The sequence below is a fragment of the Staphylococcus debuckii genome, assembly GCF_003718735.1.
Classification (GTDB): Bacteria; Bacillota; Bacilli; order Staphylococcales; family Staphylococcaceae; genus Staphylococcus; species Staphylococcus debuckii.
This window is the reverse complement of sequence record NZ_CP033460.1, coordinates 1,212,674-1,238,558: the sequence shown is the minus strand read 5'-3', so window position 1 is coordinate 1,238,558 and position 25,885 is coordinate 1,212,674. Positions and strand designations below refer to the sequence as shown.

Sequence of the window (25,885 nt, the reverse complement as noted above, 5' to 3'; positions counted from 1 at the left end):
ACACTATTTGAATAAAGTTTCATATACTATGCGCAGTTTGTCTTTCTTTGTTTTATGACCGATTTCAGTCATTCTCGCACGGCCATGTCCTTGTATCGACAGCAAATCTCCAGGTTCAAGTTGGAAATCTGGACGTTCAATAATGGTATGATTTACTTTGATACGTTTCTTTTCAATATACTGTTTCGCAATTGAACGTGATTTACGAATCATTTCCTTCAACACAACATCTAAACGCAATGCGCTTACTGTTGCTTGATGTGTTGTCCAATCCTCTTTTGATTGTATCATATCTTCTAGTGGAACTTCATGCAGTTTGACCGGCACATTTTTAATACGTTTTAATTCTAACATTATATACGATTGAATATTTTTTGTCAAAATAAACTGAATTTTATCGCCTACAATAATATCCCCTAATTGATCTCTTTCAATGCTCAAGGACATCAAAGTTCCCAAGACATTGCGATGGTCAATCGTCGCAAATTTTTCAGGATAATCTACTTCTAACAAGACCAATTCAAAGTCTTCTTCTTGCGGAGAAAAATACTCGGGCGCAATCATGGCACGTTTGCGTTCACTACTTGGACTGCCGCCATTGAAAGTCAAGGTGAGCTCCGGATAACTCCCCGCAATAACCTCCAAGATGTATTGTTCACGAGGGTCTAGAAAGTGCGTTAACACGGGCGCATAATTACGTTCTGCTTGATTGACCTTATCCAGCAGCATGGTAATCACTGGTTGTTCTTCTTGTCTGAAATGCTGATAAATATCTATCTTCATCCACCTCTTTAAAATAGAAAAAGGCAAGCCAGCATCTTCTCTTGAAAAGCGGCGTACCTTCTAATTGTTTATTTAAGTAATTGTTGTAAAATCAAATTGAATATCGCTCCGAGACCTCTTTGGAAAAAGATCAGAACGAAGATTGCTACAAGACTAGAGATATCAATCATACCGATTGGCGGTATAATCTTACGGAATGGTGCTAAGAATGGTTCATATATACTTTGTAAAAAACGTCCGAATTTCGAGCTTTGCGCATTTGGAATCCAAGACATAAAGAAGTATACAATCATTCCATAGTAATAGACTTGCAATAGAATCATTATGAATTTAAAGACAATACTTAAACCTTCTATTAAACCCATTGATTGTGACCTCTATTCATAATCGTATTCTGTAGTTTCCATATCTTCAGTGATACTGCCTGCAACTTCGACATTGTCTGGTGTACACAAGAATATATCACTGCCTACACGTTGAATGTCTCCGCCAATAGCATATACTGTACCGCTTAAAAAGTCGATAATACGCTTTGCAGATACTTTATCAATTCTTTGCAAATTGACTAAGGCTGCACGACGGTTCTTTAATTCGTCTGCAATATCTTGAGTATCTGAAAATACGCGTGGTTCGAATAAACACATTTTTGAGCTTTCATGTAAATTAGAAGCATTCATGTTAACCACATTCCTTGCAGTAGATTCATTCATAGGTTGGTACTTCCTTTCATTGGAAGACGACTGCAATCGATTTGATTGTGTTTGACGCTTTGGTACTGTTTTAATTGCACGCTGTCTTTCGTTGTATTGATGATTAGTTTGTTGCGTAGGTTGTTGTGTTGACTCATTATAAGCATTTTGTTGTGTCGGTCTCTCTGTTTCTGGTTCAGCTTGAGCTCTATTTTTCTGTGATTGCTGCTGATTATCAGCAACTTCATCTTCCTCTTCTTCTATAACAAAAAAGTTGCTAAATAGGTCTTTTAAGGCCAAGTGGCTCACTCCTCTTTTCCTACTAATTTTGTACCGATTCGAACGTAAGTTGCGCCCTCTTCTGTCGCAATTTCATAATCATTGCTCATTCCCATTGAAAGCTCAGTACATGGCGCATAATCTAGATTCAATTTATGGATTTCATTTCTTTTTTCTCTTAATTGTTTAAATACGTCTCTAATCAACGTTTCGTCTTCAGTCAATGGTGCCATCGTCATTAATCCGACAATACGAATGTTTTCGTATTGACTTAACATGTCGATAAATTCATTGACCTCATTAAGTGGAATGCCATGTTTAGATGCTTCTCCAGAAACATTGACTTGCACAAAGCAATTGACCACATGGGAAGCACGTTTATTAATCTCTTTTGCTAGACTTTTACGATCAAGAGCATGCAAGTAGTCAATTTGGTCGATGACTTCTTTAACCTTTCTAGATTGTAAAGTTCCGATAAAATGCATGACTGCGTCTTCTGGCAAGGCTGCTCTTTTAGCTTGGAAACCTTCTAAACGGTTTTCACCGAAGTTTCTGATACCCGCATCATAAGCTTCTTTAGCTCGCTCTATTGTAACATATTTCGTAACCGCAATCACGCATGGTTGTGTGTCGTTTTCGGCACTTTCCATACTTTTATGGATGTTGTTGTTGATTTCTTCTAAATTTTGTTTCACATTCATGCTTATTACCCCTTACTTATGCTGTCCGATAAATGCAAGCATACGGCCAGTCTTACTTTTTTCTACCCTATATGAGAAAAATAAGTCTAAATTTTCCGAAGTTGCGTAATCAGTGACATCAATTTGTGTTTCTGGCACACCTGCTTGCAGTAATAATTGTTTATTCGCTTCTTTCAAATCAATGCCATGTGTATCCTGACCGCGTGTTTCAATAAATTTGTTAGTATCTATAGGCAACTTTTCAAATTTCGATTTAATATCATCGTTAATTTCATAACTGTCGGAAGTAGCCGGTCCAATGACTACGTTTAAATCGTTCAAATCAAAGTCGACATGAGTCAAGATTTCTTCTACAATTCTGCCAACAGTCCCACGCCAGCCCGCATGTGCAAGCGCAATAAAATGATGTTGCTTACTGTAAAAGTAAACTGGCACACAATCTGCGTAACACATCGTAAGCAATAAATCCGATTCGTAAGTATATATGCCGTCCACACCATGCAGTGCATCAGTAAGTGCATCTATATTTGTATTGGCATCCTTAGCGGTGATTTCTACCACATTCGTTCCATGTGTTTGAATTGGAAATACCCATCTATTTCTTGGATAACCGATGGATTCAGCTAAAATTTCTTGATGTTTTGTGACATTTTCATCTGTATCATCAATGTATCTGGCCATGTTAAAAGCATGTTCAGGATATGCGCTCTCTCCATCCTCACGTGTAGTAAAACCAAGCATAATCTCATCTTCTGAAGCACCTGTATGTTCTAAGTAGTGTGGTTTCTTCATAAATTTTTCTGGCATATTTCATCTCTCCCGTAATTTGGTAGCTGCCAATTTTTAAGTCGTGCTTACTTTCATAATAAAACGAAATATATAATTCTTCAAATAACTTAGAATATAAAAATGTCATCAGACCAATCGATCTGATGACACCTTTGTTATTGTTCTCACTAGACCACTCGATGACCTGTTGCATCTAATCTTGCGTGATACTTATTATTGATTGCTCAAAGCAAACCTAATAGAGAAATTAACGTCTAGTTCTTCTTGAACGTCTTTCTTCTCTGTTTCTGATAAAGCTTGGGATATCATCTTCTTTAGTAGTGTGTGTTCTTGATTCACTAGATGATTCTGAACTATGAGATCTTGGTGCATGTCCGATACCTTCATCACTGCTTGAAGTATTAGAAGCACTTGATCCGAAACCAGTATTAGATTGTTTACGTGCATGTGTAGCTGGTTTATCTTCAAAACCTGTAGCAATTACTGTTACTACGATTTCGTCTTGTAATTCAGGGTTGATTACAGTACCGAAGATCATATTCACATCTTCATCAGCTGCGTCTTGAACAATGTCAGCCGCTTCTTGTGCTTCAAATAATGATAATGATTCTCCGCCTGTGATGTTCATCAAGACACCTTGTGCCCCAACAATTGAAGTTTCAAGCAATGGTGATGAAATTGCTTTTTTAGCTGCTTCAACTGCGCGGTTTTCACCAGATGAAACACCGATACCCATTAATGCTGAACCTTGGTTAGACATAATTGTTTTAACGTCTGCAAAGTCAAGGTTAACTTCACCTGAAACAGCGATTAAGTCAGAAATACCTTGTACCCCTTGACGTAATACGTTATCTGCTTCTTTGAATGCTTCCATCATCGGTGTAGATTTGTCAACGATATCTAATAAGCGGTCATTTGGAATAACGATTAATGTATCCACCGCTGCTTTCATTGATTCAACACCTGCTGCAGCTTGTGTTTGACGTTTACGGCCTTCGAAACTGAATGGACGTGTAACAACACCTACTGTTAATGCACCCATTTCTTTTGCGATTTTCGCAACAACTGGTGCAGCACCTGTACCAGTACCGCCGCCCATTCCTGCAGTTACGAATACCATGTCTGCGCCTTGAATGGCATCTTCAATTTGTTCACGAGATTCTTCGGCAGCTTTCTTACCGATTTCTGGGTTCGCGCCAGCACCTAAACCGCGTGTTAATTTTTCACCGATTTGGATTCTGGACTCAGCTTTAGATAAGTTCAATGCTTGACCATCTGTATTGATAGAAATAAATTCTACATTGTTCATTCCGTGGTCAATCATTCTGTTGACAGCGTTGTTACCTCCGCCGCCGACACCGATGACTTTTAAAGTCGCTAAATGATTAAATCCTTGTTCAAATTCTAACATTTAAATTTCCTCCTAGTTTTAATGGGCAATCAATCAAATAGAGATTTCAATAATTTTTTAAATTTACTTTCTTCTTTCTCATGAGATTGGTCTGAGTTTTGATCATTTTCGTGGTTAGGACGATGTGTTTCTTCTTCACGAATATCATCATCCGCTGCTTTTGGTTCTTCCTCAACATGCTCTTCAGGAGCTTGTTTATTCGGTTTCTTCTTGAACCAGTCGAATCCGCCTGATTTTTCAGTGTGTTCTTTAGGTTCAGATTCGATTACTTCCTCTTCAAATTCTTCATTATCATGATTACTAATTGTAACATAATCTAACAATTCATCGAAAGTAATACTGCTGGAAATTGTAGAAATCGCAGAAGAGAATTCCGGTTTTCTAATTCCCATTTGTGAAGGTGTATGTATTCTGACCTTCTCATTCACCATATCTTGTAATAATTCTCTCACACCTAATAAATTTGCTGAACCGCCTGTCACTACGAAACCGCCATTCACTTTTGTCAAACCTAATTCTTGCAAGATATCAAATACATTGAAGAAGATTTCTTCAACACGCGCTTCAATGATATCAGCTAAATCTTTCTGAGTGAATTGAGCATCTTCGTCGCTGTCGATTTGTTCAACTGTAAACACATCTTGATCTGAAGCTGAATTATAAAAGGCATGTCCATATTGATGTTTTACCTTTTCAGCTGTTTCAAATGATGTGTTCAAGCCTTGTGCGATATCGTCTGTAATATCTCGACCTGCCATTTCAATTGAATCCGCGTCGACAAGTTCGCCGCGTTCGTAAAAGGCAATTTGAGTAAGGTCTTGACCGATATCAATAACACAAGCACCTAGTTCTTTCTCTGTAGGAGTCAGAACTGAACCATAGTTGTATGCATCAGAATAAACATCTAATACATCTACACCGCATGATTCAACGCATTTAATTAGGTTAACTAATATTGATTTTTGAATTGCAATAACGCCCGCTTCTACTCTTAAAGAGTGTCTTGCAATCAATTCTTTAGGATCAGAAACTTCATTTTCTCCGTCTACTACAAAACGAACAGGGAAAGTATCCACTACTTCAGTTTCTTCGACGTCGTTTTTGTCTCTGATGCCTTCCAGCACGGTTTCAATATGTGTGCCGCTTAATTCTGTATCTTCATAAAATTCAATTTCGTTGGTTTCATCATAAACCTCAGTTGCAACAATCGGCAATTTCAAAAATACTTCTTTAATGTCAACGCCTGAAGCAATTGAAGCTTTCTTAATTGTATCTTTAACAGCTTGTTTTGCTAAATCAAAGTCATCAATTAAGCCATTCTTAATTCCGCTTGTATAGGTTTGTCCTGTACCTATCACATTAATTCCATTATGAAATTTTTCGCCTACTATTGTTTTAACACTAGATGAACCAATATCTATACTCACATAGTAATGTTCCTCCATAGATAGGCACCTCCTGACAATTTCTTTAAAAAATACACTATAGTTAGTTTACAATACGTTTCTTACGTTGTGAACTATAAACACAAGATATTCAAGACTTTTTTAATTATTTGTACTATTAGCTTTCGATTTGTCTTTAGAACTTTCTTTGGATTGTTGATTAATCTTGTTTAAGGTGTTCTGAAGTTCGTCTTTAGCTTTGTCTTCCATGGCTGTTCCTTCTTGAAGTTTTTCACTGCTGTCTGAAGACGTCTTTTCTCCATCTTTATAAGGAATAAATGAAGCACCTACTGATAAATCAATATAGCCTGATTTTTTCAGGTTGCCATCCTCATCTCTTTCCAGTGCTTTAGACATTTCTGGATAATACTTCAACTTATCAGCAATCGTATTGATGCTTCCTAACACTTGAATATTATCTTTCATGTACAACTTGATTTGATTACGGTTTTCTTTATCATCTGCATACGTCACTTCTGAAATAGAATTACGTATGTCAGGCTTCATTTCTGAAAGTGCTTGAATAATTTGAGCACGTTTCGACTTAGTGAAATCTGAAACGACTGGCGCATCCTCAGGCACTTGCTGCTTGTCATCTTTTAAAATATGATCATTGTCTAACACTGGATAATAATGATCCTTTTCTTCGATAAGGCCAACCAACTCATACTCAGTGACTTTAACTTCGATATCATTAGGAAACTTTCTGGTGATATCAACATTTTTTACATAGGGATTCTTTTTCAAGGTATCAATGGCTTTGCCTTTATTAAAAGAATAGATTTTAGTTTTCTTTTGCAAATTTAAAGCTTTCTTTATTTCACTCTGGCTCACATGGTGATTTCCTTTGATGTAGACTTGATCCACTCGGCTGATTGGCGTAAACATGTACAGTACAATGAGTACGATAAGTAAGATGAGACCGCTGAATATACCCAGCTGTATTCGGCGTTGTTTCTGCCGACGTTTGCGACGCTTTTCCTTCAGATATTCTGAATCAATTTTGCGTACTTTATCAGACATGCATTTTCACACCCTTACTTCGACGGAAGATGTGAGCGGAAACTTTCAATAAAGATGTCACCGCGCTCTTCAAAGGTATTGTATTGATCCCAGCTTGCACAAGCAGGTGAAAGTAATACTACGTCATTCGGTTCAATCACATCTTGTACTTTATTCACTGCATCTTTCACATCAGTTGCACGGATAACATATTTACCTTGGCTTTCTCCCAATTTAGTCAATTTATCTTGAGTTTCACCAAAGGTAATCATCACACGGACATTCTTCATATAAGGAATCAGTTCATCAAAGCCATTCCCTCTATCTAAGCCGCCGCATAGCCAAATGATGGGTTGATTAAAGGAATTTAAAGCAAATTGTGTTGCTAATGTATTCGTCGCTTTAGAATCGTTATAATATTTATTGGTTTTATTTGAACCTATATATTGCAAGCGGTGTTTAATTCCTGAAAAAGAAGTCAAGGTTGCTATGCTTGCATCTATAGATACGCCGCCTAAAACTGCTGCCAATACTGCGGCTAAGATATTTTCTAAGTTATGTTCACCCGGCAAGACAATATCATCTTTATGAATCAGTCTGAGACCGTTCAACATAATATAGCCGTCTTTAACATAAATGCCGTCTACTTCTTGAGTAGTTGAGAAGTAATAAACTTTCGCTTTTAATGTATCTGTTTCAATAAGATGACGTTGATTATAATTGCAGATTAGAAAATCATCTGCCGTTTGGTTCTTATAAATGCGACGTTTCGCATTGCGATAATCTTCTAATGTGCCATGATAATCTAAATGCGCTGAGTAGATATTAGTGATAATGGCAATATGCGGACGATATTGTTCAATTCCTAATAATTGGAAAGAAGACAATTCTGTAATTAAATAATCCTCTGGTTTCGCCTCTTGTGCTACTTTCGATGCTACGAAACCGATATTTCCTGATAACAATCCTGTTTGACGGCTCTTATCAAACATATCACCGATTAACGAAGTTACGGTAGTCTTGCCGTTAGTACCTGTCACCGCAATAATAGGTGCTTCAGAAATTAAATAACTTAATTCTACTTCTGTTAAAATTTTCAATCCGCGTTTTTCAGCCTCACTGATGAGCGGTACTGAATAAGGAATACCCGGATTCTTAACAATAATCGGATTGCTGTCCAATAACGAAAGTGGATGGTGGCCGCCGATTACTGTCAATCCCATTTTTTCTAAGTCTTTGGCATGCGGGTCTTTAGAAAGATCGCCGCCATCATTAACAGTTACGTTTGCTCCGAGACGATGTAATAACTTAGCTGCTTCGTAGCCGCTCTTTGCTAATCCTACTACTAAAACATTTTTTCCTTCTAAACCTTTGTATTTAAGCATTTATTAATGCACTCCAATCCATAAACCTATCAATCCTGTAATTAAACCTACAATCCAGAACACACTTACTACTTTCCATTCATTCCAACCGCTTAATTCAAAGTGGTGATGCAATGGACTCATTTTGAAGATTCTTTTGCCAGTCAATTTAAACGAAGCGACTTGCAAGATTACTGACAATGTTTCTGCTACAAAAACAAATCCGATGAAGATTAAAGAAACTTCAGCATTCAACATAATTGAAACTGTAGCAATAATACCGCCTAGTGCTAAACTTCCTGTATCTCCCATAAACACTTTAGCTGGGTTGACATTGTAGAAAAGGAAGCCGAGCAGAGCGAATACCATGATGATACAGAAAGTACCGATTGCATTGTTGCCTAACATGAAACTCATGATGGCATACATTGCAAACGCAATAATAGACAATCCTGTAGCCAAACCATCTAGACCATCCGTTAAGTTTACTGCGTTAGAAAATCCTACTTGCCAAAATACAATGAAAATCACATATACGAATGATAACGGAATGCTTACATTAGTAAATGGCACATGGATTCCTGTAGCAAAATGAATCATATTAAAGACATCACTTAAGATAAAGAAGATGACTGCGATTGCAATTTGTGCCAAGAACTTCTGCTTACTTGTTAAGCCTTGGTTATTCTTCTTCACAACAATAATGTAATCATCTATAAATCCGATCAATCCAAATCCAACTGTGACAAACAACAATAAGATAAAGGGATTGGCATTGTCTGAAAAGATAATCGCGATGATTGTCGTAATGATGATACTGATTAAAAATGTCAGACCACCCATTGTCGGTGTTCCAGTTTTCTTCATGTGACTTTGCGGACCCTCTTCACGGATGCTTTGGCCGAACTTCATTCGTTTCAATGTTGGAATGAGTATAGGCACCAATATTAATGTAATTAAGAAAGCGATAATTGCTAAAACGTAAACCATATTTATCTCCTCATTTATTCTTATTCTATTCCTTATGTATAACAGGCAAGGGGCTGGGACGACGAAATTTTATTCGCTGTTATTTCGTCCTATTCCCAGTTTATTTCCCTCGTCTGATTGATTAACTGCTAGCTGGCATCTGGTGCGGAAAGTTCGATTGTAATTTCTTTCTTGCCTTGCAGTGACTCGTTTGGACTGACAGATTGTTTGGAAACAAATCCGCTTCCTTTCATTTTAACATTAATTCCAGTCAATGATTCGAAAGCAATCACATCATCTTTACTCCAATTGTTCATATCAGGCATTGTCATATCACCATCTGTTTTCAACAATACTTTACTATGAGGAATAATTTTTTCAGTCGTACTTGGTGCTTGCTGTGTCACTTTATCACCTTGTCCAATGACTACTGATTTTAAGTCTTTAGATTTCAAAGTATCTTCAGCTTTTTGAACTGTTTCATTAGATACGTCTGGAATTTTACTGAACGTATTTTTAGATGAAGTTTCGCTGTTTTTACCGACATTCAGATATTTCAAGGTATTTTCCATAATTGGATTAAATGCCTTGCTGGCACCCATTTCATAAGCTTCTTGTTTGTTTTTCTGTGCCAAACTCATACCTGCATAGACGATAACTTTAGGATTTTTACTTGGCGCATGTCCAATAAAGCTTACAAAATAAGGGAAAGGACCGTCAACATAGCCGCCGTTATCTGGATCGGCAACTTGTGCTGTACCGGTTTTACCACCAATTCTGTATCCATGAATACGATAGTTCATTGCATGGCTTTGTTTACTATTTACTACTAAGTCCAACTGTTTATTTACCTTTTCAGCTGTAGCTGCAGTAATAGGTTTTCCTGCAATTTCTCTTTTACCTTTATATAATGATTTATCATTGACCGGATTATCAATATTGTTGACATACCAAGGTTTCACCATATTACCTTTGTTGAAAATTGCTGATTGTGCTTGCAGCATTTGAGCTGGTGTCACTGTTGTAGATTGACCGAATGCTGAAGTTTTTTGTTGCAATTCGTTATCCCAAGCAATACCACCAGGCGCTTCTCCATCAAACAAACCGCCTGTTTTCTTACCGAAACCGAATTTTTCATACCAAGATTTCATTTTGTCTGCACCGACTAAATCTTGCAGATGCATCATCAAGGTGTTAGAAGAGTAAGTGAATCCTAAACTCATTGGAATTTTACCCCAACCTGTTCTATTCCAGTCGGAAATTTTCGAACCCATAATGTCTCGATGCCCTGACATATATTTTTCGTCAGGTTTGAACTTTCCTTCTTGAATGGCTGCTGCTAAACCGTACGTTTTGAATGTGGAACCTGGTTCATAAGTATTTTGATATAAATCATTAGCCCAAGTTTTACCGAAATCTTTACCTGTTTCAGGGTTGAAGGCTGGTCTTTGACTGAATGCTAAAATTTCACCCGTATGCGCATCCATCACCACCGCAAATGCATCTTTAGGTTCAAAGTGCTTGTCGAGGTCGTTTAATGCTTCTTCTACAAATACTTGAATATTCGAATCCAAGGTCAAGTGTACATCATCACCACGTTGCGGTGCTACCTCATTTTTAGAATTTGGAGCGATATATCCCCATATATCATGAATATAGGATAATGCCCCTTTCTTACCTGCGAGATAACTATCAAATATCTTCTCAACACCCATAGCGCCTTTCAGCTCTCCTGTGTCTGGATTCTTTTGTGCCATACCGATTAAATGAGAAGCGAAAACACCATTAGGATAAAATCGTTCTGTTTCAGGGTATAACGTAATACCTGGTAATTTCATTTTTTCTATCTTATCTTTTTCTTGGTAAGTCAAATCACTGCCTTTTCGGCCGAACTCGACTTGGAACGCTTTTTTATTATAAAGTATTTTCTCTATTTCTTTAGGCTTCATATCAATCACTGTAGCTAATTTCTCTGCTGTTTTCTTCTTGTCGACGACATGTCGCGGTTTCTCTGAACCTTCGTCAGCTTTTTTACTGACTACGGCAGTTAATTTAAATCTTTCTACATCTTCTGCAAGGACTTTCCCATTTCTATCATAGATTTTTCCTCGCTCGGGTTGTTCTTGTTGTTGTACGAGATATTTCTGATTAGCTTTCATAATTAAGTCTTGGCCAGAGGAATGTCCGGTCAGCATGACATAACTATATCTTAAAACCAATAGAAAAAAGAGCAGTCCGAACAAACTGACGAGGAGGACTGCCCCTATTTTATTTTTTTTAATTTTAATTTTTCGCTTCGGCATTATTACGCACTACCTTTACATTATCGTTCTTTAAGCTCATGCCTTGTTTTTGAGCTTTTTCGTAAATGCGTTCATAAGAAGAGTTCTTTTTGATTTCAGACTTTAATGCACTATTTTGACTCGATTGCGTTTCGATTTTTTGATCTAAATCAGCAATCTTGCCTTTAGTATCATAGGCGTCCATTTTTAAAGATAGGATATAAATACTTACCATTGCAATGACAGCGATTAAAGATATGTATAGTACTTTTTCAAACTTTGTCAGTTGCACAACAACTTTACGCTTCACTTTACGGGCTGGTGAAGACGAAGGTTTTACTTCTGGGGTCTGTCTAGCGGGTTCATAACTTTCGTTGTAAGGTTCATAGATCTTTTCTACAGCCATAGCAGTTTGTCACTCCCTGTTATTTCAAAATTTCGGCGACACGCAATTTGGCACTGCGCGCTCGGTTATTTTCTGCTAAGTCTTCTTCGGTTGCGGTAATCGGTTTTCGGTTAACACGTTTCAATTTCGGCGTATATTCTTCTGGAATAATAGGTAAGCCACGGGGAACTTCTGGGCCTTTCTCATACTCTTGGAAAATTTGTTTGCATAAACGATCTTCTAAAGAATGGAAAGTAATGACAGAAATACGTCCGTGTACTTTAACTCTTTCGATTGCTTGTTCTAATGAATCTTCAAAAGCTTTCAATTCATCATTAACCGCGATTCGGATGGCTTGGAAAACACGTTTGGCCGGATGTCCGCCCTTACGTCTCGCTTTCGCAGGGATGCCTTCCTTAATCACGTCAACAAGCTGTAAAGTGGTTTCAATTGGTTCGTTTTCTCTTGTTTTTTCAATTCTTCGGGCGATTTGTTTGGAAAATTTCTCTTCGCCATAGCGATAAAAAATCCTCACCAAATCTTCGTAGGGCCAATCATTTACCACCTCGTAAGCTGATAAATCTTGGGTTTGGTCCATACGCATATCTAAACGCGCATCTTGATGATAGCTAAATCCTCGTTCCGGTACATCTAATTGCGGGCTGGAAACGCCCAAGTCATAGTAAATACCGTCTACTTTGTCAATGTCCAAGTCGTCTAGGATTTGATTGATTTGTCTGAAATTACTGTGTACAAACGTGACTTGATCTAAGTGGTCCTTCAAGACCGTCTTAGCATTTTCAATTGCCGTTAAATCTTGGTCAATTGCAATCAAATGTCCATTTTTATCAAGTTGATTTAATAAATAAAGGGCATGTCCTGCACCACCCAGCGTACAATCAACATATACACCATCTTTTTTCACATTGAGCTCATCAATGGTTTCTTTTAACATGACGCTTACGTGATGAAACACTTTCATTCCTCCATTTAAAAATCAAAATCTATCAAATCTTCAGCGATATCTTCGAAATTATCCTCAGATTCATCATAGAAATCATTCCATGTCGCTCTGTCCCAAATTTCGATGCGGTTTGAAACCCCGATCACTGTACATTCTTTAGTTAAATTTGCGTATTCCCGTAAATTCTTGGGGATGTTAATACGCCCTTGCTTATCCAATTCAACTTCAGTAGCACCTGAAAAGAACATGCGCATAAATTTACGCGCGTCTCTCTTAGTCATCGGTAATGACTTCATCTTCTCTTCGATAGTCTGCCATTCTTCTAAAGTATAACCGAATAAACACTTATCAAGGCCTCTAGTGATAATAAAACGTTCATTTAATTCATATCTGAATTTAGATGGTACAATCATGCGGCCTTTTGCGTCTAGTTGGTGTTCGTACTCACCCATGAACATTCTACTCACCTCACCTTATTTATAATTTACCACAACTCCCCACTATCCTCCACTATTTATATAAACATATCAAAAAAAATTCATTTTTCACGAAAAAAAGACCCGCCTCCCTGACCGGGAACACGGGCCTAAGCCTTGTTTCTCTAAGGTTTTACTATAATTTGGTCTAAAGTGTAACGAAGTGGTGGGTAAGTGGAGGGACTGAACATGTCTGTCCCAAATTCATTCATAAATTGCAGTGCATTCCAAATTCTTTCTTGAAGCCCTCCCATTGGGTGGAGAGTCTCGTTCAATTCTCGGAAGTGTTTCATGCTAATTGCATTCTCACGTTCTATATTAATGAAGTAACGTTTGCGCAAGTAATCATATTGCGTTTGATGAATCTGATTGTTCTTTTCTACTAAATTCTTGTTATCTTCGTTATCTTTCACTTCTGCCGCCAATTTCTCATAAGTGGCTTTCTGTCTTGCTTCTAGCTCATCTAATTCTTGTAAAAAGCTTTCTGAAGCGCGTGCTCTGATAAACTTATCCTTTTCTTCCTCGATACCGTTTTCTATCACTTGTTCAGCCTCTAAATGGTAACGACGTAATAATTTTTCAATACGCTTTGACACGTATGTAATCTTCATACGCGGCAAGACAATCGGCATGGTTACTTCTAAAGTTTCAAATGCCACTTTCAATTCAGCCCAATATTTTATTTCACTAGGTCCGCTAACGAAGCTGACCGTATTAAAGAGCCATTCTTCCATTATAGGACGTGTAACGACATTATTAGAAAAACGCTCTGGTGCAGTTTCTACTATTTCTAATAATTCATCTAAAGTATAAGCGGTTTGGGATTTGCTCGTATAAAACTTGCCGTCTTCAAAGGTGAGTAGTTGACGCATGTCGTCTTCATGGATAAATAAATGTACATTCGTATCAGTCTGAATCATAGCTGGCAGTCCAGCCTCTACAGTTTCTGATTGTCTATTTCTGAAAGCTTGATCTACCGCCTCGTGTTGCTTCAACATTTCCTTTAAGATAGGTTGTTCTAATCTGCGCAAGGGTTGATATTGTGCATCTAACAGTAAAACACCATATTCTTTAAATACAAGATGCAAGAACGCTTTAAACATCTCTGTCCAAGATGCATAATTCTTAATAATGTCCTGCATTTCTTGGCGCAGATGATTAGTATGCGTCGTTTCAGGAATCTGTACTAAAAAATCATCTAGCGCTTGCATCATCGCTTCTTTATCAGGTACAAAGCGTGAAACATTACTTTCTGGCGGTGTCATCGTATGATATTTTACTTTATGCAATTTAGCCTTTTCAGTATTAAACACATACGTATGATTCACTTCATCAAAATCGTGGTCTTCTCCTGCAATCCAGAATACAGGCACCACATCTTTAGCATAATCCTCGCTTAATTGGCGACTCAGATTTACAATGGATAATATTTTATGAAAAGTATACAGCGGTCCCCCGAACAACCCTGCTTGTTGTCCTCCGATAACTACTTTAGCCCCTTGTTTTAATTTATCAATATTTACTTGTTGTGCCTCTGTTAAATCTAAATCTGACATGTAATCACTGATTACAGATGCCAACTCCTGTTCTCTGCCGTTATTCGGCATATTCAAAGCTTGTTCAAAGCTTTCAGGAGACATCGCATCATATTGATAAAAGCTATTCAACAATGCATCACTTTCCTTCAACTTTTCCAGAAATTGATCATGCTCATTGATATTTGCGGTTAAACAATCCATACACTTTTCTCCTTAACTACTGTGTTTTCTCAACAATTAGTATAATGTTTATAGTGGCAGAACACAATTTAACGGCTTATCGTTTTCAATGCATATCAGCAATATTTATTATACAATTAATATAACTAAGCGAAGGGGGAAATGAGAATGGGCAACGTCAAACATTTAGATATCAATTATAAAACTGACGAGTTATTTGCAGATTTCAGAGAAACCAGCAACCCGAACCTCGCAATGATTGATGAGCTTGCAGGAGAAATGATAGATGCAAGTTCTGATTCACCTTTCTATGGTATTTTTATTGGTGAAAAAATTGGAGCGAGAATGGCACTTTATGAAAATGGAGAAGTCGAAGAAAAACACTTCCCTGATTATGATAAGTATTTAATTTTATGGAAATTAGAAGTATTGCCAAGTTATCAATCAAGAGGATTAGGAACTGAACTTGTGGATTACGCAAAATCAGCACAGTTGCCGATTAAAGCGCTCGCAAGAAACAAATCGCGTGATTTCTTTGTGAAACATGGCTTCAAAGATTTACACTCAAATAATGACGAAGGCTATGATGTGTTGATTTGGGAACCGCAAAATAATTAAAGTGAATATTGAAATGTGAAAACGAGCGAACAACACTTCGCTCGTTTTTTAAATGAAATTTTTCACTTCATTTAATTGTGTAATTTCATAATGCGGTTGAATTGCTGTGTCATTCTTTTTATGACGGAAATTAAACCAGCATGTATCGATACCCGCATTCAACCCTCCAAGTATATCTGAAGTCAGTGAATCACCGATAATCAGTGAACGATGACGCTCAGCATCTATGCGTTCAAAGACATAATTAAAGAATTCAGGCATCGGTTTCTGGTAACCTGTTACCTCTGAGATAAAAATGTCTTGAATCGAATTTTTAAGAGGCGTTTGAGCCAGTCGACGCAACTGAGTATCTTCTACTCCATTAGTCACGATATACACTTTAGCATGTTGCGTTAAATATTGAATCGTTTCTAATGTCTCAGGAAAATATTTAATTGGCGCAGTCGCAAGACCGTCTCTGAAAGCAATATCCGCTTCTTTCCCATTTACTGACAACCCGAACCGCTTAAAATAATTGATAAAGCGTTCCGTCAACACTTCTTCCTTTGTCAGCTTATTTTCTTGAAATGCTTCCCAGTGAGCTTGGTTCACCTTTTTAAATAAAGCTAAATTATCTTTAGAAGGTGGAATATCATATTTTTCAGCCAAATGATAAAAAGCTTGATCTTCCGCATCATGAAAATCTACGATAGTATCATCAAAATCAAGCAAAATCGTATCGTATTTCATAAATTTCACCTCTTGGTCTATTATGCAAATAACTATGCAGTGAAGCAAGTGCTCAATTCCAATTGCTAACTAGAGGTAAAAGGAGTACAATTAATCTCGTGTGTATTAAAAAATAACGTATTGAATTTAAATCATTTCATTTACGGGTAAATACATAAATGAACAATTGAATTAAGAGATGCGAAAGGAAGTTGAAATTATGAATAAACGTGTACCTAAATTATATAAAGAATACTATGAGAAATTCGGAGAAATGCCACCTGCACCATTTATGAGTACTTTAAGCGACTACGAAAAAGAACAAGCTATCTTACAACGCCTTTCAGACGGTAAACCTTTTGAACAAATTAAATATTGGAGCCAACAACCTCCAGTAAGATAAGTAGATGGAAAACGGTGCGATGACGTGCCGTTTTTTTATTTTTGCAATTTTTGTTGTTCCAATCTTATTAATTTTATATACTTAACTTAATAACAAAAAAATAAAATAATAAGGGGTGGCGCGCATGTTCTTTTCTCCTCTAGTTTATCTATTGCTATGGGTTCTTTTCTCACTCATTTTCTTAATTTTCACTTTTCTTACTCTTAGTGCACTCGGCAGGCAAACACGATTCAAATTAAGGCTATCTGTTGCTCTCATTTCCTTCATACTAGGAATTGTGTGCTTCTTTGGTATTTTCTCAAATCATTCGCTCGAAAAAGAATGGTCGAGCTTTTTTAAAAATAAGTCTTCCCTTTCAATCCCTAATCCTTTAAAAGCACTCTTCGCAGACGATAAGCATAAAGATTCCTCACAAAGCAAAAAAGATAATCAACACGTAGATAATCATTCAAAAGAAGATAACACGACTTCTATTAAACATGATAAACCTAAAAAATCCACTTCCCAATCCACAAGTGATTATGAAAGCAAATATAGATTGCTGCCTTCCAATTTTAATCCTAAAGCAGCTAAAGGTCAGTCTACTACTAAAAATTCAGGAAAATATAAGGTTGGTAAAGATATAGAGCCAGGCCATTATACTATTACGCACAATAACAAAAATATAGGTATTCTCGAAGTAGACAACGAGTATGGCAACTATGTTTTCAGTAATGCTTTAAGTGCGAAATCTGAGTCAATTGCCAGTAAAATCACTACTTACTTAGTAGACGGCCAAACTGTAGTAGTCAAAGATATGAAGCATGTTAAATTCACTCCTGAGCCTATTAAATATCGTACCAACTTAAATACAGGTGTGTGGGTAGTCGGAGCCGATATAGCGCCCGGCAGTTATACGGTACAACCTGGCAATAAATACTCTGCTAATTTCAATGTTCAATCCTCAAAAGGAGAATCAAAAGCAATCGAAATTATAGGCAGTGATAGCTCAAGCGCGAAAAAATCCATGCACATCGATTTAAAGAAAGATGATGTAGTGCTAGTCCAAGGATCAGGAACAGTAAAACTTGAGAAATAAAAAGGAAGATTGCCAAGGTATCTAGGCGACTGGAGCGTGCCTAGACATTTTGGCTTGAATCTGTATAGGCTGTGGTGGCGCGCCTAGACACTTCGGCTCGGATCTGTATAGGCTGTAGTTGCTCGCCTAGACACTTCGGCCCGAATCTGTATAAGCGGTGATATCGCGCCTAGACAGTTTGGCTCGAATCTGTATAGGCTGCGGTTATGCGCCTAGACAGTTTACTTCTCTCCCTAACTAAAAAAGCTATAAAGAAACCCATCGTCATGGATTTCTCTATAGCTTTACTAAGTATGTTTTAAAATTAGAAACCGAATAATTTACCTACAATTCCTACACCGTTTTGTACGATATCTACGATGCTTGTACCTAATTTTGTAGAATCATGAGCTTGTGCAGCATTTACTGTGTTAACGATAGCTTGAGCTAATTTTGTAAGCATAATCTATTTCCTCTTTTCTATATATTTTATAGTCATTTATGAAATTGAACTAATCGAATTAAGCACCAAATAATTTAGAAGCGATTTGGATACCATTTTGAACGATATCAACGATATTAACAGCTAATTGTCCACCATCGTGATTAATTGCAGATTCAACTGTCCCTTTAATTGCGTTAAATAAGCCTTCCATAAAATTTCACCCCTATTATTTTATTTAAAAGGTACTAACGGTAATTGTGTTTACACCACTTATGTAATTCGTTGACCTTTGTTAATTTCACTATACTATGCTCTATAGAAAAATTGGATGATAATTCTCAACTCATTGAGTATCATTCATTACTGTACAATATATTTTATTTTACGACACTTAGGCATGCCTAAGTGTCTGTTTGGCAAAAAAGCTTATTATTTATAATTATTATGTGCAATTCAGCTATTAAAGTGAAAAATCATATCGAAAATTATGATGAACGGTATTGATTTCTATAATTTAATTAGATATAATTAATCTTGTGTTAAAAAAGTGTCCTGGTAGCTCAGCTGGATAGAGCAATGGCCTTCTAAGCCATCGGTCGGGGGTTCGAATCCCTCCCAGGACGTTGATTAAAGCCTTTAACCCTCGCGGTTATGGGCTTTTTAATTTTTTTAGGGAAATTTTAGGGAAAATGGATTCGAAATGTCTTCTTCTATTGATATTGATATAAAGAAAACACCACTCAATAGTGATGTTAAAATGCAGCATATATTGATAGAGAAAATATTTTCCTTAAAGATTATTCATGAACTGGATAAAGCTATTATCTTCACGCTCATAAGTTTCTTCTAATAAGTGCAGATATACGGATTGTGTGACAAGCACAGAGGCATGTCCTAAGCGTTTAGAGATATAATGTATACTATAACCATTGTGTATTAAAACAGAGGCGTGTGTGTGGCGTAAGGCGTGAATAGTAATGTTCTTTATACCTAACTTCTTACATGCAGATTTCAACGCTTTATTTACTGCTGCATTAGAAATAATCGAACCATTGATAGTAAATACATAACCATTTATATTAGTTGGATTACCTTTAATGAAGTTGCGTACTTTATTCAGTGTATTTGTATCTATCGTAATAGTACGATCTGATGTTTTTGTTTTCGTACCGGGCAAGTGTATTTTATTATCACCTACATAGAAATCTTCTCTCTTCATATTTACAATTTCTGAAAACCTAGCACCTGTCACAAGTGCAACTAACAACACCAGTGATGAGGTGCTTTCTTTGCTTTCTAAATGATGTTTTAAGCGTATATATTCTTTGTGACTGATAAACTTTAGCTCTTCACTTTTACTAGGCACAGAACCCGTTATACTGGCCTTAAAAGTAGGATTACGCAATATTAAGCCTTCATGTATAGCCTGCTCAAAACAATTTCTCACATAACTGTTTAATTTACGTGCAGTTTCTTTATTGTGAGTTTTCGCATACTCATTTAAAAACTCTTGATAATCCGTAGGCTTAACCTCTCTAATGTATGTATTCTTAAAGAAGTCTTTCAAATGCTTATATGCCGACTCATAACGGTTCAATGTACTCACTGAAACATGCGGTTTCTTATTAACTTCATACCACTGCTTAAAGTATTCCACAAACACCACATTATTATCGATATTGTACCCTCTTTTTAAGTTATACTCCATTTCTGTAGCATGTACCTTTGCTTCTTGTTTAGTACGGAAACCGCCTTTTTGATATTTCTTATATTTACCGTCATCATCTTTGTATGAAATGATGTAGCGCCATGTTTTACCATTCTTTTGTTTTTCGAATGAAGCCATTTAATCACCTACTTAATGTTGAAATACTTATAAAGAAATTCCGAAAATTCGCTTATCATATCATCATACACAGCTTTATTTTTTGAACCTTTGTAATTGTATAACTGCTGGATCAGAACAGACATAAATAAAATATTGTCTCTTTCATCTTCTTTTAAAAAAATAAGCGCGTTGTTGAGATAGTGTATTTCATTGAACGATAATTTTCTTTCAAGTAATTCTAATAATTCATTTTTCAATTTCTCTTCTTTACTAGTGTACTCATGTCTAAGCATTTTATTTAATTTGATAAATTGTTGCGTTTTTTCTTCATCTGTTAAATCTGCATACATTTTTTTACCACTTGTTAAATATGCAACAGTTACACCTAGTTTTTCTGCAAGTCGCTGGGTTGTTTTTATACTTGGATTTTTATTTCCGTTTTCAATATCACTTAAATAAGAACGTGATATTTCGATTTGATCAGCCAATTGTTTTTGAGTTAAGTTGCGTTGCTTTCTAATTTCTTTAATTGTTTTACCAACAGACATTAGTTAACCTCCTTACTATATAAATAATATTACCAAATGGTATGACGTTAATAAAGACATTTTGTGTTGACATTGTTTGTAGGAGTGTTTATAATGTATTTAGACGTTGAAAGAGACGTTTAAGGAGGTGATTAAATGATTAAGGAGATACATTATAGTAACCTAGTGAAAAAGAAGAGAAAAGAATTGAAAATGACACAAGAAGAAGTTGCGAGAAAAATAGGTATTTCTAGAAGTTACCTTTCGGATATTGAAAACGGAAAAGCATTTCCGAGTGGAAGGGTGTTGTTAAAAATTAATAATGTCATACCTATTTTTTTAAGTATTGATGACGTAAATAGAGACTTATAAAATTGTATATCGTTAAAAGGAGGCATAATCAATGATTAAACAACTATTCAATAACAAAGAAATCCGCTTTATTGAAAAAGACGGTGAGTATTGGGCAGTAGCAGGAGATGTAGCGAAGGTATTAGGGTATAGCTTGACCCCACATATGCTAAGAATGATAGATAAAGAAGATGTGACTACTCACATTGTGGATAGCACCTCTAATAGTAAATTTGCAAGAAAGACACAGAAAGCGAGTATCATTTCTGAATATGGTATTTACGAAGCTATTTGGAATAGTAGACGTGCCGAAGCTCAAGAATTTAAGAAATGGGTTAAGCAGGTTATTAAAGAATTACGACAAGCCACAGGACTTAAAGGATATGAAGCCTTTCGCATGCTAGACAAAGAAAAGCAAAAAGAAGCAATGGATAATTTGAAAAATGGTATTGAAGCTATTTCTAAAAAAGATTATTGCAAAGCTCAAACAATTAGTAACAAAGCAGTATCAAATGTGTTCGGCTTTCCTAAGATGATTCAAAAGGAAGATATGACAAGAGACATGCTGGCGTTAAGACAACAAGTATTAAATGACACGGTAGAATTTATGGTATTTGTTGATAAATATAATCTTCCTTTGTCAGTCAGCAAACATATTTATAGTAAATACGTTAATAATCAGAAAATGGCATAAGGAGGTGAAAAATATGCTACAAGAAAAAGATTTCACAACAACATTATTAGAATATAAGACACTGTGGACGATGTACGATCTAATGGCACACACGAATAAAAGCAGAAATACATTGTTGAAAAAGCTGCTGCTGAACCCCAAACACCAATCAAAAATTGCTGAGTTCACACATGCACCAGCACATAAAAATGACCATTGGTCTTTTGTCGCAAAGTATATGAAGCAATATATCGAAGAAAATCATAATCAAATATTTTAGAAAGCAGGTAACAGACATGAAACAACAAGTAATTATTACGAAGTCGATTGTCGGTTGGTACAACATAAAAGATACACAACACAATCTTTTACTCAACATAGCACCCGATGTATTTAAAAAGCATTTCCCAGAAGTCAGCGAAGATATTTGTATCGCATGTCTGGAGATGGATATTAGCAGAATTTTAGAACTTAAAAATAAGAAAAAGGTAGGTAATTAAGAATGGAAAAATTAAATAGTAAAGATTATGAAAATGTAAAAAATATTGTGAGTATTGACAGAAGTTTAAAAAATTCTTTGTTTACTAAAAAAATGGTGGAATTATTACAAGAACGTCATGACAGAGAGTTTTCAATTATAAAGAAAGAATACCCAAATTTAAGTGATGACGAGATTGTAAACATTCTTGGTGATTATAGAGAATATATAAACCTTATCGATTCGATCGAAATATTTATTAATTTCCCGCTCAATTATATGGATTCAAATATTAGTAAATTCTTAACTGAAGACGATATTGAAGAATTAAAGATAGCTATTGAAGAGATGACGGGCTTTGTTGAAGGATTGGAGGAAAAATAAAAAAACTAAAAAATGTATGTGCCTTGTACGGTGAGAATATCCGTTTAGAAGAAAATAATAATATTATTAAATTTCATAAAGGAGACGATTAATAATGAATTGGGAATTAAGAGATTTATTTTGTGATTTAGATATAGTGAAAGAAAAAATTAACGATGTAGTAACCTCTGTTGTTTGGTTTGATGAAAAATATTTCACGCATGGGCCAAACCATAAATTAAGTCGTGAAGAAATTAAAATGCACGGTTTAAAATATCATGAGTGCCGGATCCAAAATACGCAACTTATTGATTTAATGATTATGTATATGAAAGAATTCAATGAGATTATGGAAAAAATCCATGAAATAGAAAAAGCGTCTCTTAATGGCGAGCAAACCGAAAGAGACGCGTAAGGACTATAAAAAACACACCAGAGTGGGATAGTGAATCTATTTTTATTATAGCATATTCCACTCTGATATTCCTCAGAGGTGACAAAATGAATAAAATTAATTTGGAATATGATGTTCAAGTAAGCATTGTTTGGTATGACAGTTTAGACGCTGGTTCATTTAAACAGTTCTCACAACCTAAATGGAATGAGCTTGTTAATAGACTAGCTATACCACAAATTAACATCAATAAATATAGTCGCGGGGTAGCCGTTTATGGCGACCTTGCGGATAGTGGTAAAGGTAAAAAATATCGTGCAGATAATAATGTGATTTATCGAAATGTATTGGTATTAGATTATGATGATATTTCTGATTTAAAGGCGTTGAATGAAGCGTTTAAAGCACATTTAGGAGCATTTGCTTACTTTTGGCATACAAGTTATAGCCACCACACAGAAGCCCCTAGATTACGCTTATTTATCCCTTTAAATGAACGTATTAACGGGGAAGATTATCGTAAATACACAAAGGTATTAGCTTCTAAAATTGGTCATAAAGTAGATGAGGGCTCATATCAACCTAGCCGGGCAATGGCATTACCCGTTATAAAAGATAAAAGCTGCGCGTTTGTATATAGATACAATGATGCTCCAATATTGGATTGCTCTACTATAGAAGGTTGGGCCAACGAGTTTAAACAAGAGGATACGCCTATTACTGTTTCATATCATAAAAAGCATAGTGCAGAACATTGGCAAAGTGTCGCTATGGGGGTAGGTGCTGGTGAACGAAACACAGTATTAACACAAATTATCGGTTATTTATTGCGTAGATATGTAGATCCTAGCCTTGTATATGGTTTGGCTTATGGTTGGGCAAAGCAATGTACGCCGCCTATTGAAGATAAAGAAATTATCAAGACATTTAAAAGTATTTATTTAAGACACACGCGAAAGGAGTGATTAAATGGCCGAACTACCCACAGAAATTACAGAAATCGTCAATGATAGTAATGCCGCCGAGAGTATACCAACTAATTACCAAGTACGCGATAATGGATGGTTATATAAAATGGTGGAAAAAGGTAGAGGTGACGATAAGCAAGTTGTTCCAATTTTAATCACTTCGACACCGCCATTTATTACTAAAAAGTATAAAGATATTGAAACAAACGAGTTTACTTATGAAATGACCTTTAATAACGGTGGCAGAACTTACCAGTTTCCCGTGTTTGCTCGTGACTTAGCAGACGCTACACATTTAATCGGGCTAGCTAGCAGAGGTTTAGATGTAAACACTACAAATCGTACTGATCTCGTTAACTATATAAGCATGTATATGCGACTGAACCCGTTGCCTATAACAAATATAGTCACTCGATTAGGCCATGTAGGTAAATACTTTGTACATCCGTTGGATAGCGAAATTGAGTTGACGATTCATGAACAGGGTTATAAAAACATTGCGAACCAATTCAAGACTAAAGGAACATTGCAAGGTTACGCTGATAATGTTTTTAATCTTATATCCAATTCATACCCTGCCATGATGATGTTGTATGCGTCTTGTGGCTCGATATTGCTTCATGATTTTGATGTAGAACCTTTTATTGTAGATTTAAGCGGGGCTAGTTCACGAGGTAAAACAACAGCTTTAAAGGTAGCTAGCAGTGTGTGGGGAACTTCAAAACTTATCAGTGAATGGAATACAACCAGAGTCAATATTGAACGCAAATCTGCATTCTTGAACAGCTATCCACTTCTTTTAGACGACTCAAGAAAAGCGAACCCTTATATGATACCAGATGTCATATACCAATTTAGTGGTGGTCGTGAAAAGGGTCGTGGGAACAAGTCGAGTATTGAAGTAGAGAGAACATGGCAAAACATTATGCTTTCAACAGGTGAAACATCTTTAGCGGATAGCGGCAATGAAAAAGCTGGTATTGGTGCTAGGGTTATTACATTGCAAGATGACCCATTTAACAGTGATGTTTCTTTTATTGATTTGTACGAAGGCATTAACAATCAGTACGGCACGTTAGGCATGGCTTTCATGGAACAATACCGCAAAAACAAAGAAGGCTACTATAACTCATTTAAAAGCCACGAGAAGCGTCTCATCGAAAAGGCTGGAACAAATGAGATTGTCGCAAGAATAGGCAGGGCTTTCGCTTTGTTACAGGTTGCTGGTGAAATCATCAATGATATTGAAGGGTTTCAACATGATCCATACACCACGTTAGACCGAACTTATAATAAAATGCTTGAAACCAATAAGAACATTGATAAGCCTAAGCAGTTACTAGAAGAACTTTTACAGTATTTGGACGCTAACCGCAACCACATTGAAGGCGAGGGTTATTACACTGTAACTAATGGTGATGTAAAAGCAATATACAAACGTGATTATCTGTTGGTAATGGGTGAAACTTTGAAACAATTTTTAGGGCATGAGTTACACAGTATTACTAAATCGTGGAACGAAAGAAGCTATCTCATAACAGATAAACAGAAATTAACCAAAAGAGTTGGGCATAAAGGAAAAAAGCCGAGAGGTTATGCGATTAAAGAAGAAATTATAAAGCAACTAGATTTTGATTTTAACCAATATCATTCTGACTATGAATAAAATTGAGCTTAGTTCCCTAAGTTCCCTATTGGTTCCCCATTTTTTAATTAAAGAGGGAACCGTATAAACACTGTAACACCAATGGTTTTATGTTATTAGTTCCCCAAGTTCCCTATAATTTTTAACCATAAATAATATTAGAGACGTAC

Annotated in this window: 30 protein-coding genes, 1 tRNA gene and 1 pseudogene; 12 read left to right on the top strand and 20 right to left on the bottom strand. The window is 36.2% G+C overall.

Annotated features, from left to right (window positions below):
• Positions 1 to 3 precede the first annotated feature (3 nt).
• The 15 genes and pseudogenes from CNQ82_RS05850 to bshC all read right to left on the bottom strand — a co-directional run bounded on the left by CNQ82_RS05850 (position 4) and on the right by bshC (position 15,278).
• Entirely contained in the window at positions 4 to 783 is a 780-nt protein-coding gene (locus CNQ82_RS05850) for a YlmH family RNA-binding protein (RefSeq protein WP_123144485.1), read from the bottom strand.
• A gap of 68 nt (positions 784 to 851) precedes the next feature.
• Positions 852 to 1,148 carry a YggT family protein gene (locus CNQ82_RS05845; protein ID WP_123144484.1) on the bottom strand — a complete coding sequence of 99 codons (297 nt, stop codon included), beginning with the start codon at positions 1,146 to 1,148 and terminating at the stop codon, positions 852 to 854.
• A gap of 12 nt (positions 1,149 to 1,160) precedes the next feature.
• Entirely contained in the window at positions 1,161 to 1,772 is a 612-nt protein-coding gene (locus CNQ82_RS05840) for a cell division protein SepF (protein WP_123144483.1), read from the bottom strand.
• A 5-nt stretch (positions 1,773 to 1,777) separates the two neighbouring features.
• On the bottom strand, positions 1,778 to 2,452 hold the full coding sequence (locus CNQ82_RS05835) for a YggS family pyridoxal phosphate-dependent enzyme (protein ID WP_123144482.1): 675 nt from the start codon (positions 2,450 to 2,452) through the stop codon (positions 1,778 to 1,780).
• 12 nt (positions 2,453 to 2,464) lie between these two features.
• Complete coding sequence (pgeF, locus tag CNQ82_RS05830) at positions 2,465 to 3,259, bottom strand: peptidoglycan editing factor PgeF (RefSeq protein WP_123144481.1); 795 nt, start codon at positions 3,257 to 3,259, stop codon at positions 2,465 to 2,467.
• 229 nt (positions 3,260 to 3,488) lie between these two features.
• Positions 3,489 to 4,652 carry a cell division protein FtsZ gene (ftsZ, locus tag CNQ82_RS05825; RefSeq protein WP_123144480.1) on the bottom strand — a complete coding sequence of 388 codons (1,164 nt, stop codon included), beginning with the start codon at positions 4,650 to 4,652 and terminating at the stop codon, positions 3,489 to 3,491.
• Between the two features lie 29 nt (positions 4,653 to 4,681).
• Positions 4,682 to 6,097: a cell division protein FtsA gene (gene ftsA, locus CNQ82_RS05820; protein WP_123144479.1), complete on the bottom strand. Its 1,416-nt coding sequence runs from the start codon at positions 6,095 to 6,097 to the stop codon at positions 4,682 to 4,684.
• Between the two features lie 102 nt (positions 6,098 to 6,199).
• On the bottom strand, positions 6,200 to 7,120 hold the full coding sequence (locus CNQ82_RS05815; RefSeq protein WP_123144478.1) for a cell division protein FtsQ/DivIB: 921 nt from the start codon (positions 7,118 to 7,120) through the stop codon (positions 6,200 to 6,202).
• A 14-nt stretch (positions 7,121 to 7,134) separates the two neighbouring features.
• Entirely contained in the window at positions 7,135 to 8,484 is a 1,350-nt protein-coding gene (gene murD, locus CNQ82_RS05810) for a UDP-N-acetylmuramoyl-L-alanine--D-glutamate ligase (protein ID WP_123144477.1), read from the bottom strand.
• Between the two features lie 3 nt (positions 8,485 to 8,487).
• Entirely contained in the window at positions 8,488 to 9,453 is a 966-nt protein-coding gene (mraY, locus tag CNQ82_RS05805) for a phospho-N-acetylmuramoyl-pentapeptide-transferase (RefSeq protein ID WP_123144476.1), read from the bottom strand.
• Positions 9,454 to 9,596: 143 nt separating this feature from the next.
• Positions 9,597 to 11,735, bottom strand: a pseudogene (locus CNQ82_RS05800) (penicillin-binding protein); the annotation flags it as partial.
• Complete coding sequence (gene ftsL / locus CNQ82_RS05795) at positions 11,716 to 12,120, bottom strand: cell division protein FtsL (RefSeq protein ID WP_123144474.1); 405 nt, start codon at positions 12,118 to 12,120, stop codon at positions 11,716 to 11,718. The gene ftsL and the pseudogene CNQ82_RS05800, both read right to left, overlap by 20 nt.
• A 19-nt stretch (positions 12,121 to 12,139) precedes the next feature.
• Positions 12,140 to 13,075, bottom strand: coding sequence for a 16S rRNA (cytosine(1402)-N(4))-methyltransferase RsmH (gene rsmH, locus CNQ82_RS05790; protein ID WP_095105861.1), 936 nt, complete (start codon positions 13,073 to 13,075; stop codon positions 12,140 to 12,142).
• A 14-nt stretch (positions 13,076 to 13,089) separates the two neighbouring features.
• The gene (gene mraZ, locus CNQ82_RS05785) at positions 13,090 to 13,521 is read right to left on the bottom strand and encodes a division/cell wall cluster transcriptional repressor MraZ (protein WP_123144473.1); all 432 of its coding nucleotides are present in this window, start codon (positions 13,519 to 13,521) and stop codon (positions 13,090 to 13,092) included.
• A 143-nt stretch (positions 13,522 to 13,664) separates the two neighbouring features.
• A complete protein-coding gene (gene bshC, locus CNQ82_RS05780; RefSeq protein WP_123144472.1) occupies positions 13,665 to 15,278 on the bottom strand; it encodes a bacillithiol biosynthesis cysteine-adding enzyme BshC in 1,614 nt (537 codons plus the stop codon).
• Positions 15,279 to 15,425: 147 nt separating this feature from the next.
• Between bshC and CNQ82_RS05775 the strand changes: the two genes are divergently transcribed.
• Positions 15,426 to 15,875, top strand: coding sequence for an N-acetyltransferase (locus CNQ82_RS05775; RefSeq protein ID WP_095105867.1), 450 nt, complete (start codon positions 15,426 to 15,428; stop codon positions 15,873 to 15,875).
• A 48-nt stretch (positions 15,876 to 15,923) separates the two neighbouring features.
• Here CNQ82_RS05775 and CNQ82_RS05770 read toward each other — a convergent pair whose 3' ends face one another.
• Positions 15,924 to 16,604, bottom strand: coding sequence for a YjjG family noncanonical pyrimidine nucleotidase (locus CNQ82_RS05770; protein WP_123144471.1), 681 nt, complete (start codon positions 16,602 to 16,604; stop codon positions 15,924 to 15,926).
• 199 nt (positions 16,605 to 16,803) lie between these two features.
• On the opposite strand from CNQ82_RS05770, the gene CNQ82_RS05765 reads away from it, so the two are divergent.
• Complete coding sequence (locus CNQ82_RS05765) at positions 16,804 to 16,986, top strand: hypothetical protein (RefSeq protein WP_123144470.1); 183 nt, start codon at positions 16,804 to 16,806, stop codon at positions 16,984 to 16,986.
• A 277-nt stretch (positions 16,987 to 17,263) separates the two neighbouring features.
• Positions 17,264 to 18,064: a hypothetical protein gene (locus CNQ82_RS05760; RefSeq protein ID WP_123144469.1), complete on the top strand. Its 801-nt coding sequence runs from the start codon at positions 17,264 to 17,266 to the stop codon at positions 18,062 to 18,064.
• A 304-nt stretch (positions 18,065 to 18,368) separates the two neighbouring features.
• Here CNQ82_RS05760 and CNQ82_RS05755 read toward each other — a convergent pair whose 3' ends face one another.
• Positions 18,369 to 18,506, bottom strand: a complete 138-nt coding sequence (locus tag CNQ82_RS05755; protein WP_095105875.1) for a beta-class phenol-soluble modulin — start codon at positions 18,504 to 18,506, stop codon at positions 18,369 to 18,371.
• A gap of 58 nt (positions 18,507 to 18,564) precedes the next feature.
• The gene (locus tag CNQ82_RS05750; RefSeq protein ID WP_095105877.1) at positions 18,565 to 18,699 is read right to left on the bottom strand and encodes a beta-class phenol-soluble modulin; all 135 of its coding nucleotides are present in this window, start codon (positions 18,697 to 18,699) and stop codon (positions 18,565 to 18,567) included.
• 338 nt (positions 18,700 to 19,037) lie between these two features.
• Here CNQ82_RS05750 and CNQ82_RS05745 point away from each other — a divergent pair.
• Positions 19,038 to 19,111: transfer RNA gene (locus CNQ82_RS05745), tRNA-Arg, on the top strand.
• A 167-nt stretch (positions 19,112 to 19,278) separates the two neighbouring features.
• On the opposite strand, the gene CNQ82_RS05740 is transcribed toward CNQ82_RS05745, so the two are convergent.
• On the bottom strand, positions 19,279 to 20,334 hold the full coding sequence (locus CNQ82_RS05740; RefSeq protein WP_123144468.1) for a site-specific integrase: 1,056 nt from the start codon (positions 20,332 to 20,334) through the stop codon (positions 19,279 to 19,281).
• A gap of 8 nt (positions 20,335 to 20,342) precedes the next feature.
• The gene (locus CNQ82_RS05735; RefSeq protein ID WP_123144467.1) at positions 20,343 to 20,864 is read right to left on the bottom strand and encodes a helix-turn-helix domain-containing protein; all 522 of its coding nucleotides are present in this window, start codon (positions 20,862 to 20,864) and stop codon (positions 20,343 to 20,345) included.
• 135 nt (positions 20,865 to 20,999) lie between these two features.
• Here CNQ82_RS05735 and CNQ82_RS05730 point away from each other — a divergent pair, with 135 nt between their 5' ends.
• From CNQ82_RS05730 to CNQ82_RS05695, 8 genes are all read left to right on the top strand, one after another.
• A complete protein-coding gene (locus CNQ82_RS05730) occupies positions 21,000 to 21,215 on the top strand; it encodes a helix-turn-helix domain-containing protein (protein ID WP_123144466.1) in 216 nt (71 codons plus the stop codon).
• A gap of 31 nt (positions 21,216 to 21,246) precedes the next feature.
• Positions 21,247 to 21,888: a BRO-N domain-containing protein gene (locus CNQ82_RS05725; protein ID WP_123144465.1), complete on the top strand. Its 642-nt coding sequence runs from the start codon at positions 21,247 to 21,249 to the stop codon at positions 21,886 to 21,888.
• A gap of 13 nt (positions 21,889 to 21,901) precedes the next feature.
• A complete protein-coding gene (locus CNQ82_RS05720; RefSeq protein WP_123144464.1) occupies positions 21,902 to 22,147 on the top strand; it encodes a DUF771 domain-containing protein in 246 nt (81 codons plus the stop codon).
• 16 nt (positions 22,148 to 22,163) lie between these two features.
• The gene (locus tag CNQ82_RS05715; protein ID WP_123144463.1) at positions 22,164 to 22,367 is read left to right on the top strand and encodes a pathogenicity island protein; all 204 of its coding nucleotides are present in this window, start codon (positions 22,164 to 22,166) and stop codon (positions 22,365 to 22,367) included.
• A 2-nt stretch (positions 22,368 to 22,369) separates the two neighbouring features.
• Positions 22,370 to 22,729, top strand: a complete 360-nt coding sequence (locus CNQ82_RS05710; RefSeq protein ID WP_123144462.1) for a pathogenicity island protein — start codon at positions 22,370 to 22,372, stop codon at positions 22,727 to 22,729.
• Between the two features lie 94 nt (positions 22,730 to 22,823).
• Positions 22,824 to 23,123: a type II toxin-antitoxin system toxin TscT gene (gene tscT / locus CNQ82_RS05705; RefSeq protein WP_123144461.1), complete on the top strand. Its 300-nt coding sequence runs from the start codon at positions 22,824 to 22,826 to the stop codon at positions 23,121 to 23,123.
• 86 nt (positions 23,124 to 23,209) lie between these two features.
• Positions 23,210 to 24,067: a primase alpha helix C-terminal domain-containing protein gene (locus tag CNQ82_RS05700; protein ID WP_123144460.1), complete on the top strand. Its 858-nt coding sequence runs from the start codon at positions 23,210 to 23,212 to the stop codon at positions 24,065 to 24,067.
• 4 nt (positions 24,068 to 24,071) lie between these two features.
• Positions 24,072 to 25,736 carry a DUF927 domain-containing protein gene (locus tag CNQ82_RS05695; RefSeq protein ID WP_123144459.1) on the top strand — a complete coding sequence of 555 codons (1,665 nt, stop codon included), beginning with the start codon at positions 24,072 to 24,074 and terminating at the stop codon, positions 25,734 to 25,736.
• The last annotated feature ends 149 nt before the right edge of the window (positions 25,737 to 25,885 follow it).

What these genes read in the sequence shown, in the direction of transcription:
- CNQ82_RS05740 (WP_123144468.1), bottom strand. Translation starts at nt 20,334, where the DNA reads ATGGCTTCATTCGAAAAACAAAAGAATGGTAAAACATGGCGCTACATC.
- CNQ82_RS05815 (WP_123144478.1), bottom strand. Translation starts at nt 7,120, where the DNA reads ATGTCTGATAAAGTACGCAAAATTGATTCAGAATATCTGAAGGAAAAG.
- CNQ82_RS05725 (WP_123144465.1), top strand. Translation starts at nt 21,247, where the DNA reads ATGATTAAACAACTATTCAATAACAAAGAAATCCGCTTTATTGAAAAA.
- CNQ82_RS05850 (WP_123144485.1), bottom strand. Translation starts at nt 783, where the DNA reads ATGAAGATAGATATTTATCAGCATTTCAGACAAGAAGAACAACCAGTG.
- CNQ82_RS05835 (WP_123144482.1), bottom strand. Translation starts at nt 2,452, where the DNA reads ATGAATGTGAAACAAAATTTAGAAGAAATCAACAACAACATCCATAAA.
- CNQ82_RS05735 (WP_123144467.1), bottom strand. Translation starts at nt 20,864, where the DNA reads ATGTCTGTTGGTAAAACAATTAAAGAAATTAGAAAGCAACGCAACTTA.
- mraY (WP_123144476.1), bottom strand. Translation starts at nt 9,453, where the DNA reads ATGGTTTACGTTTTAGCAATTATCGCTTTCTTAATTACATTAATATTG.
- CNQ82_RS05750 (WP_095105877.1), bottom strand. Translation starts at nt 18,699, where the DNA reads ATGGAAGGCTTATTTAACGCAATTAAAGGGACAGTTGAATCTGCAATT.
- tscT (WP_123144461.1), top strand. Translation starts at nt 22,824, where the DNA reads ATGAATTGGGAATTAAGAGATTTATTTTGTGATTTAGATATAGTGAAA.
- CNQ82_RS05845 (WP_123144484.1), bottom strand. Translation starts at nt 1,148, where the DNA reads ATGGGTTTAATAGAAGGTTTAAGTATTGTCTTTAAATTCATAATGATT.
- CNQ82_RS05765 (WP_123144470.1), top strand. Translation starts at nt 16,804, where the DNA reads ATGAATAAACGTGTACCTAAATTATATAAAGAATACTATGAGAAATTC.
- CNQ82_RS05700 (WP_123144460.1), top strand. Translation starts at nt 23,210, where the DNA reads ATGAATAAAATTAATTTGGAATATGATGTTCAAGTAAGCATTGTTTGG.
- murD (WP_123144477.1), bottom strand. Translation starts at nt 8,484, where the DNA reads ATGCTTAAATACAAAGGTTTAGAAGGAAAAAATGTTTTAGTAGTAGGA.
- mraZ (WP_123144473.1), bottom strand. Translation starts at nt 13,521, where the DNA reads ATGTTCATGGGTGAGTACGAACACCAACTAGACGCAAAAGGCCGCATG.
- ftsZ (WP_123144480.1), bottom strand. Translation starts at nt 4,652, where the DNA reads ATGTTAGAATTTGAACAAGGATTTAATCATTTAGCGACTTTAAAAGTC.
- CNQ82_RS05755 (WP_095105875.1), bottom strand. Translation starts at nt 18,506, where the DNA reads ATGCTTACAAAATTAGCTCAAGCTATCGTTAACACAGTAAATGCTGCA.
- CNQ82_RS05715 (WP_123144463.1), top strand. Translation starts at nt 22,164, where the DNA reads ATGAAACAACAAGTAATTATTACGAAGTCGATTGTCGGTTGGTACAAC.
- CNQ82_RS05770 (WP_123144471.1), bottom strand. Translation starts at nt 16,604, where the DNA reads ATGAAATACGATACGATTTTGCTTGATTTTGATGATACTATCGTAGAT.
- pgeF (WP_123144481.1), bottom strand. Translation starts at nt 3,259, where the DNA reads ATGCCAGAAAAATTTATGAAGAAACCACACTACTTAGAACATACAGGT.
- bshC (WP_123144472.1), bottom strand. Translation starts at nt 15,278, where the DNA reads ATGGATTGTTTAACCGCAAATATCAATGAGCATGATCAATTTCTGGAA.
- ftsA (WP_123144479.1), bottom strand. Translation starts at nt 6,097, where the DNA reads ATGGAGGAACATTACTATGTGAGTATAGATATTGGTTCATCTAGTGTT.
- CNQ82_RS05710 (WP_123144462.1), top strand. Translation starts at nt 22,370, where the DNA reads ATGGAAAAATTAAATAGTAAAGATTATGAAAATGTAAAAAATATTGTG.
- CNQ82_RS05720 (WP_123144464.1), top strand. Translation starts at nt 21,902, where the DNA reads ATGCTACAAGAAAAAGATTTCACAACAACATTATTAGAATATAAGACA.
- CNQ82_RS05730 (WP_123144466.1), top strand. Translation starts at nt 21,000, where the DNA reads ATGATTAAGGAGATACATTATAGTAACCTAGTGAAAAAGAAGAGAAAA.
- CNQ82_RS05695 (WP_123144459.1), top strand. Translation starts at nt 24,072, where the DNA reads ATGGCCGAACTACCCACAGAAATTACAGAAATCGTCAATGATAGTAAT.
- ftsL (WP_123144474.1), bottom strand. Translation starts at nt 12,120, where the DNA reads ATGGCTGTAGAAAAGATCTATGAACCTTACAACGAAAGTTATGAACCC.
- CNQ82_RS05775 (WP_095105867.1), top strand. Translation starts at nt 15,426, where the DNA reads ATGGGCAACGTCAAACATTTAGATATCAATTATAAAACTGACGAGTTA.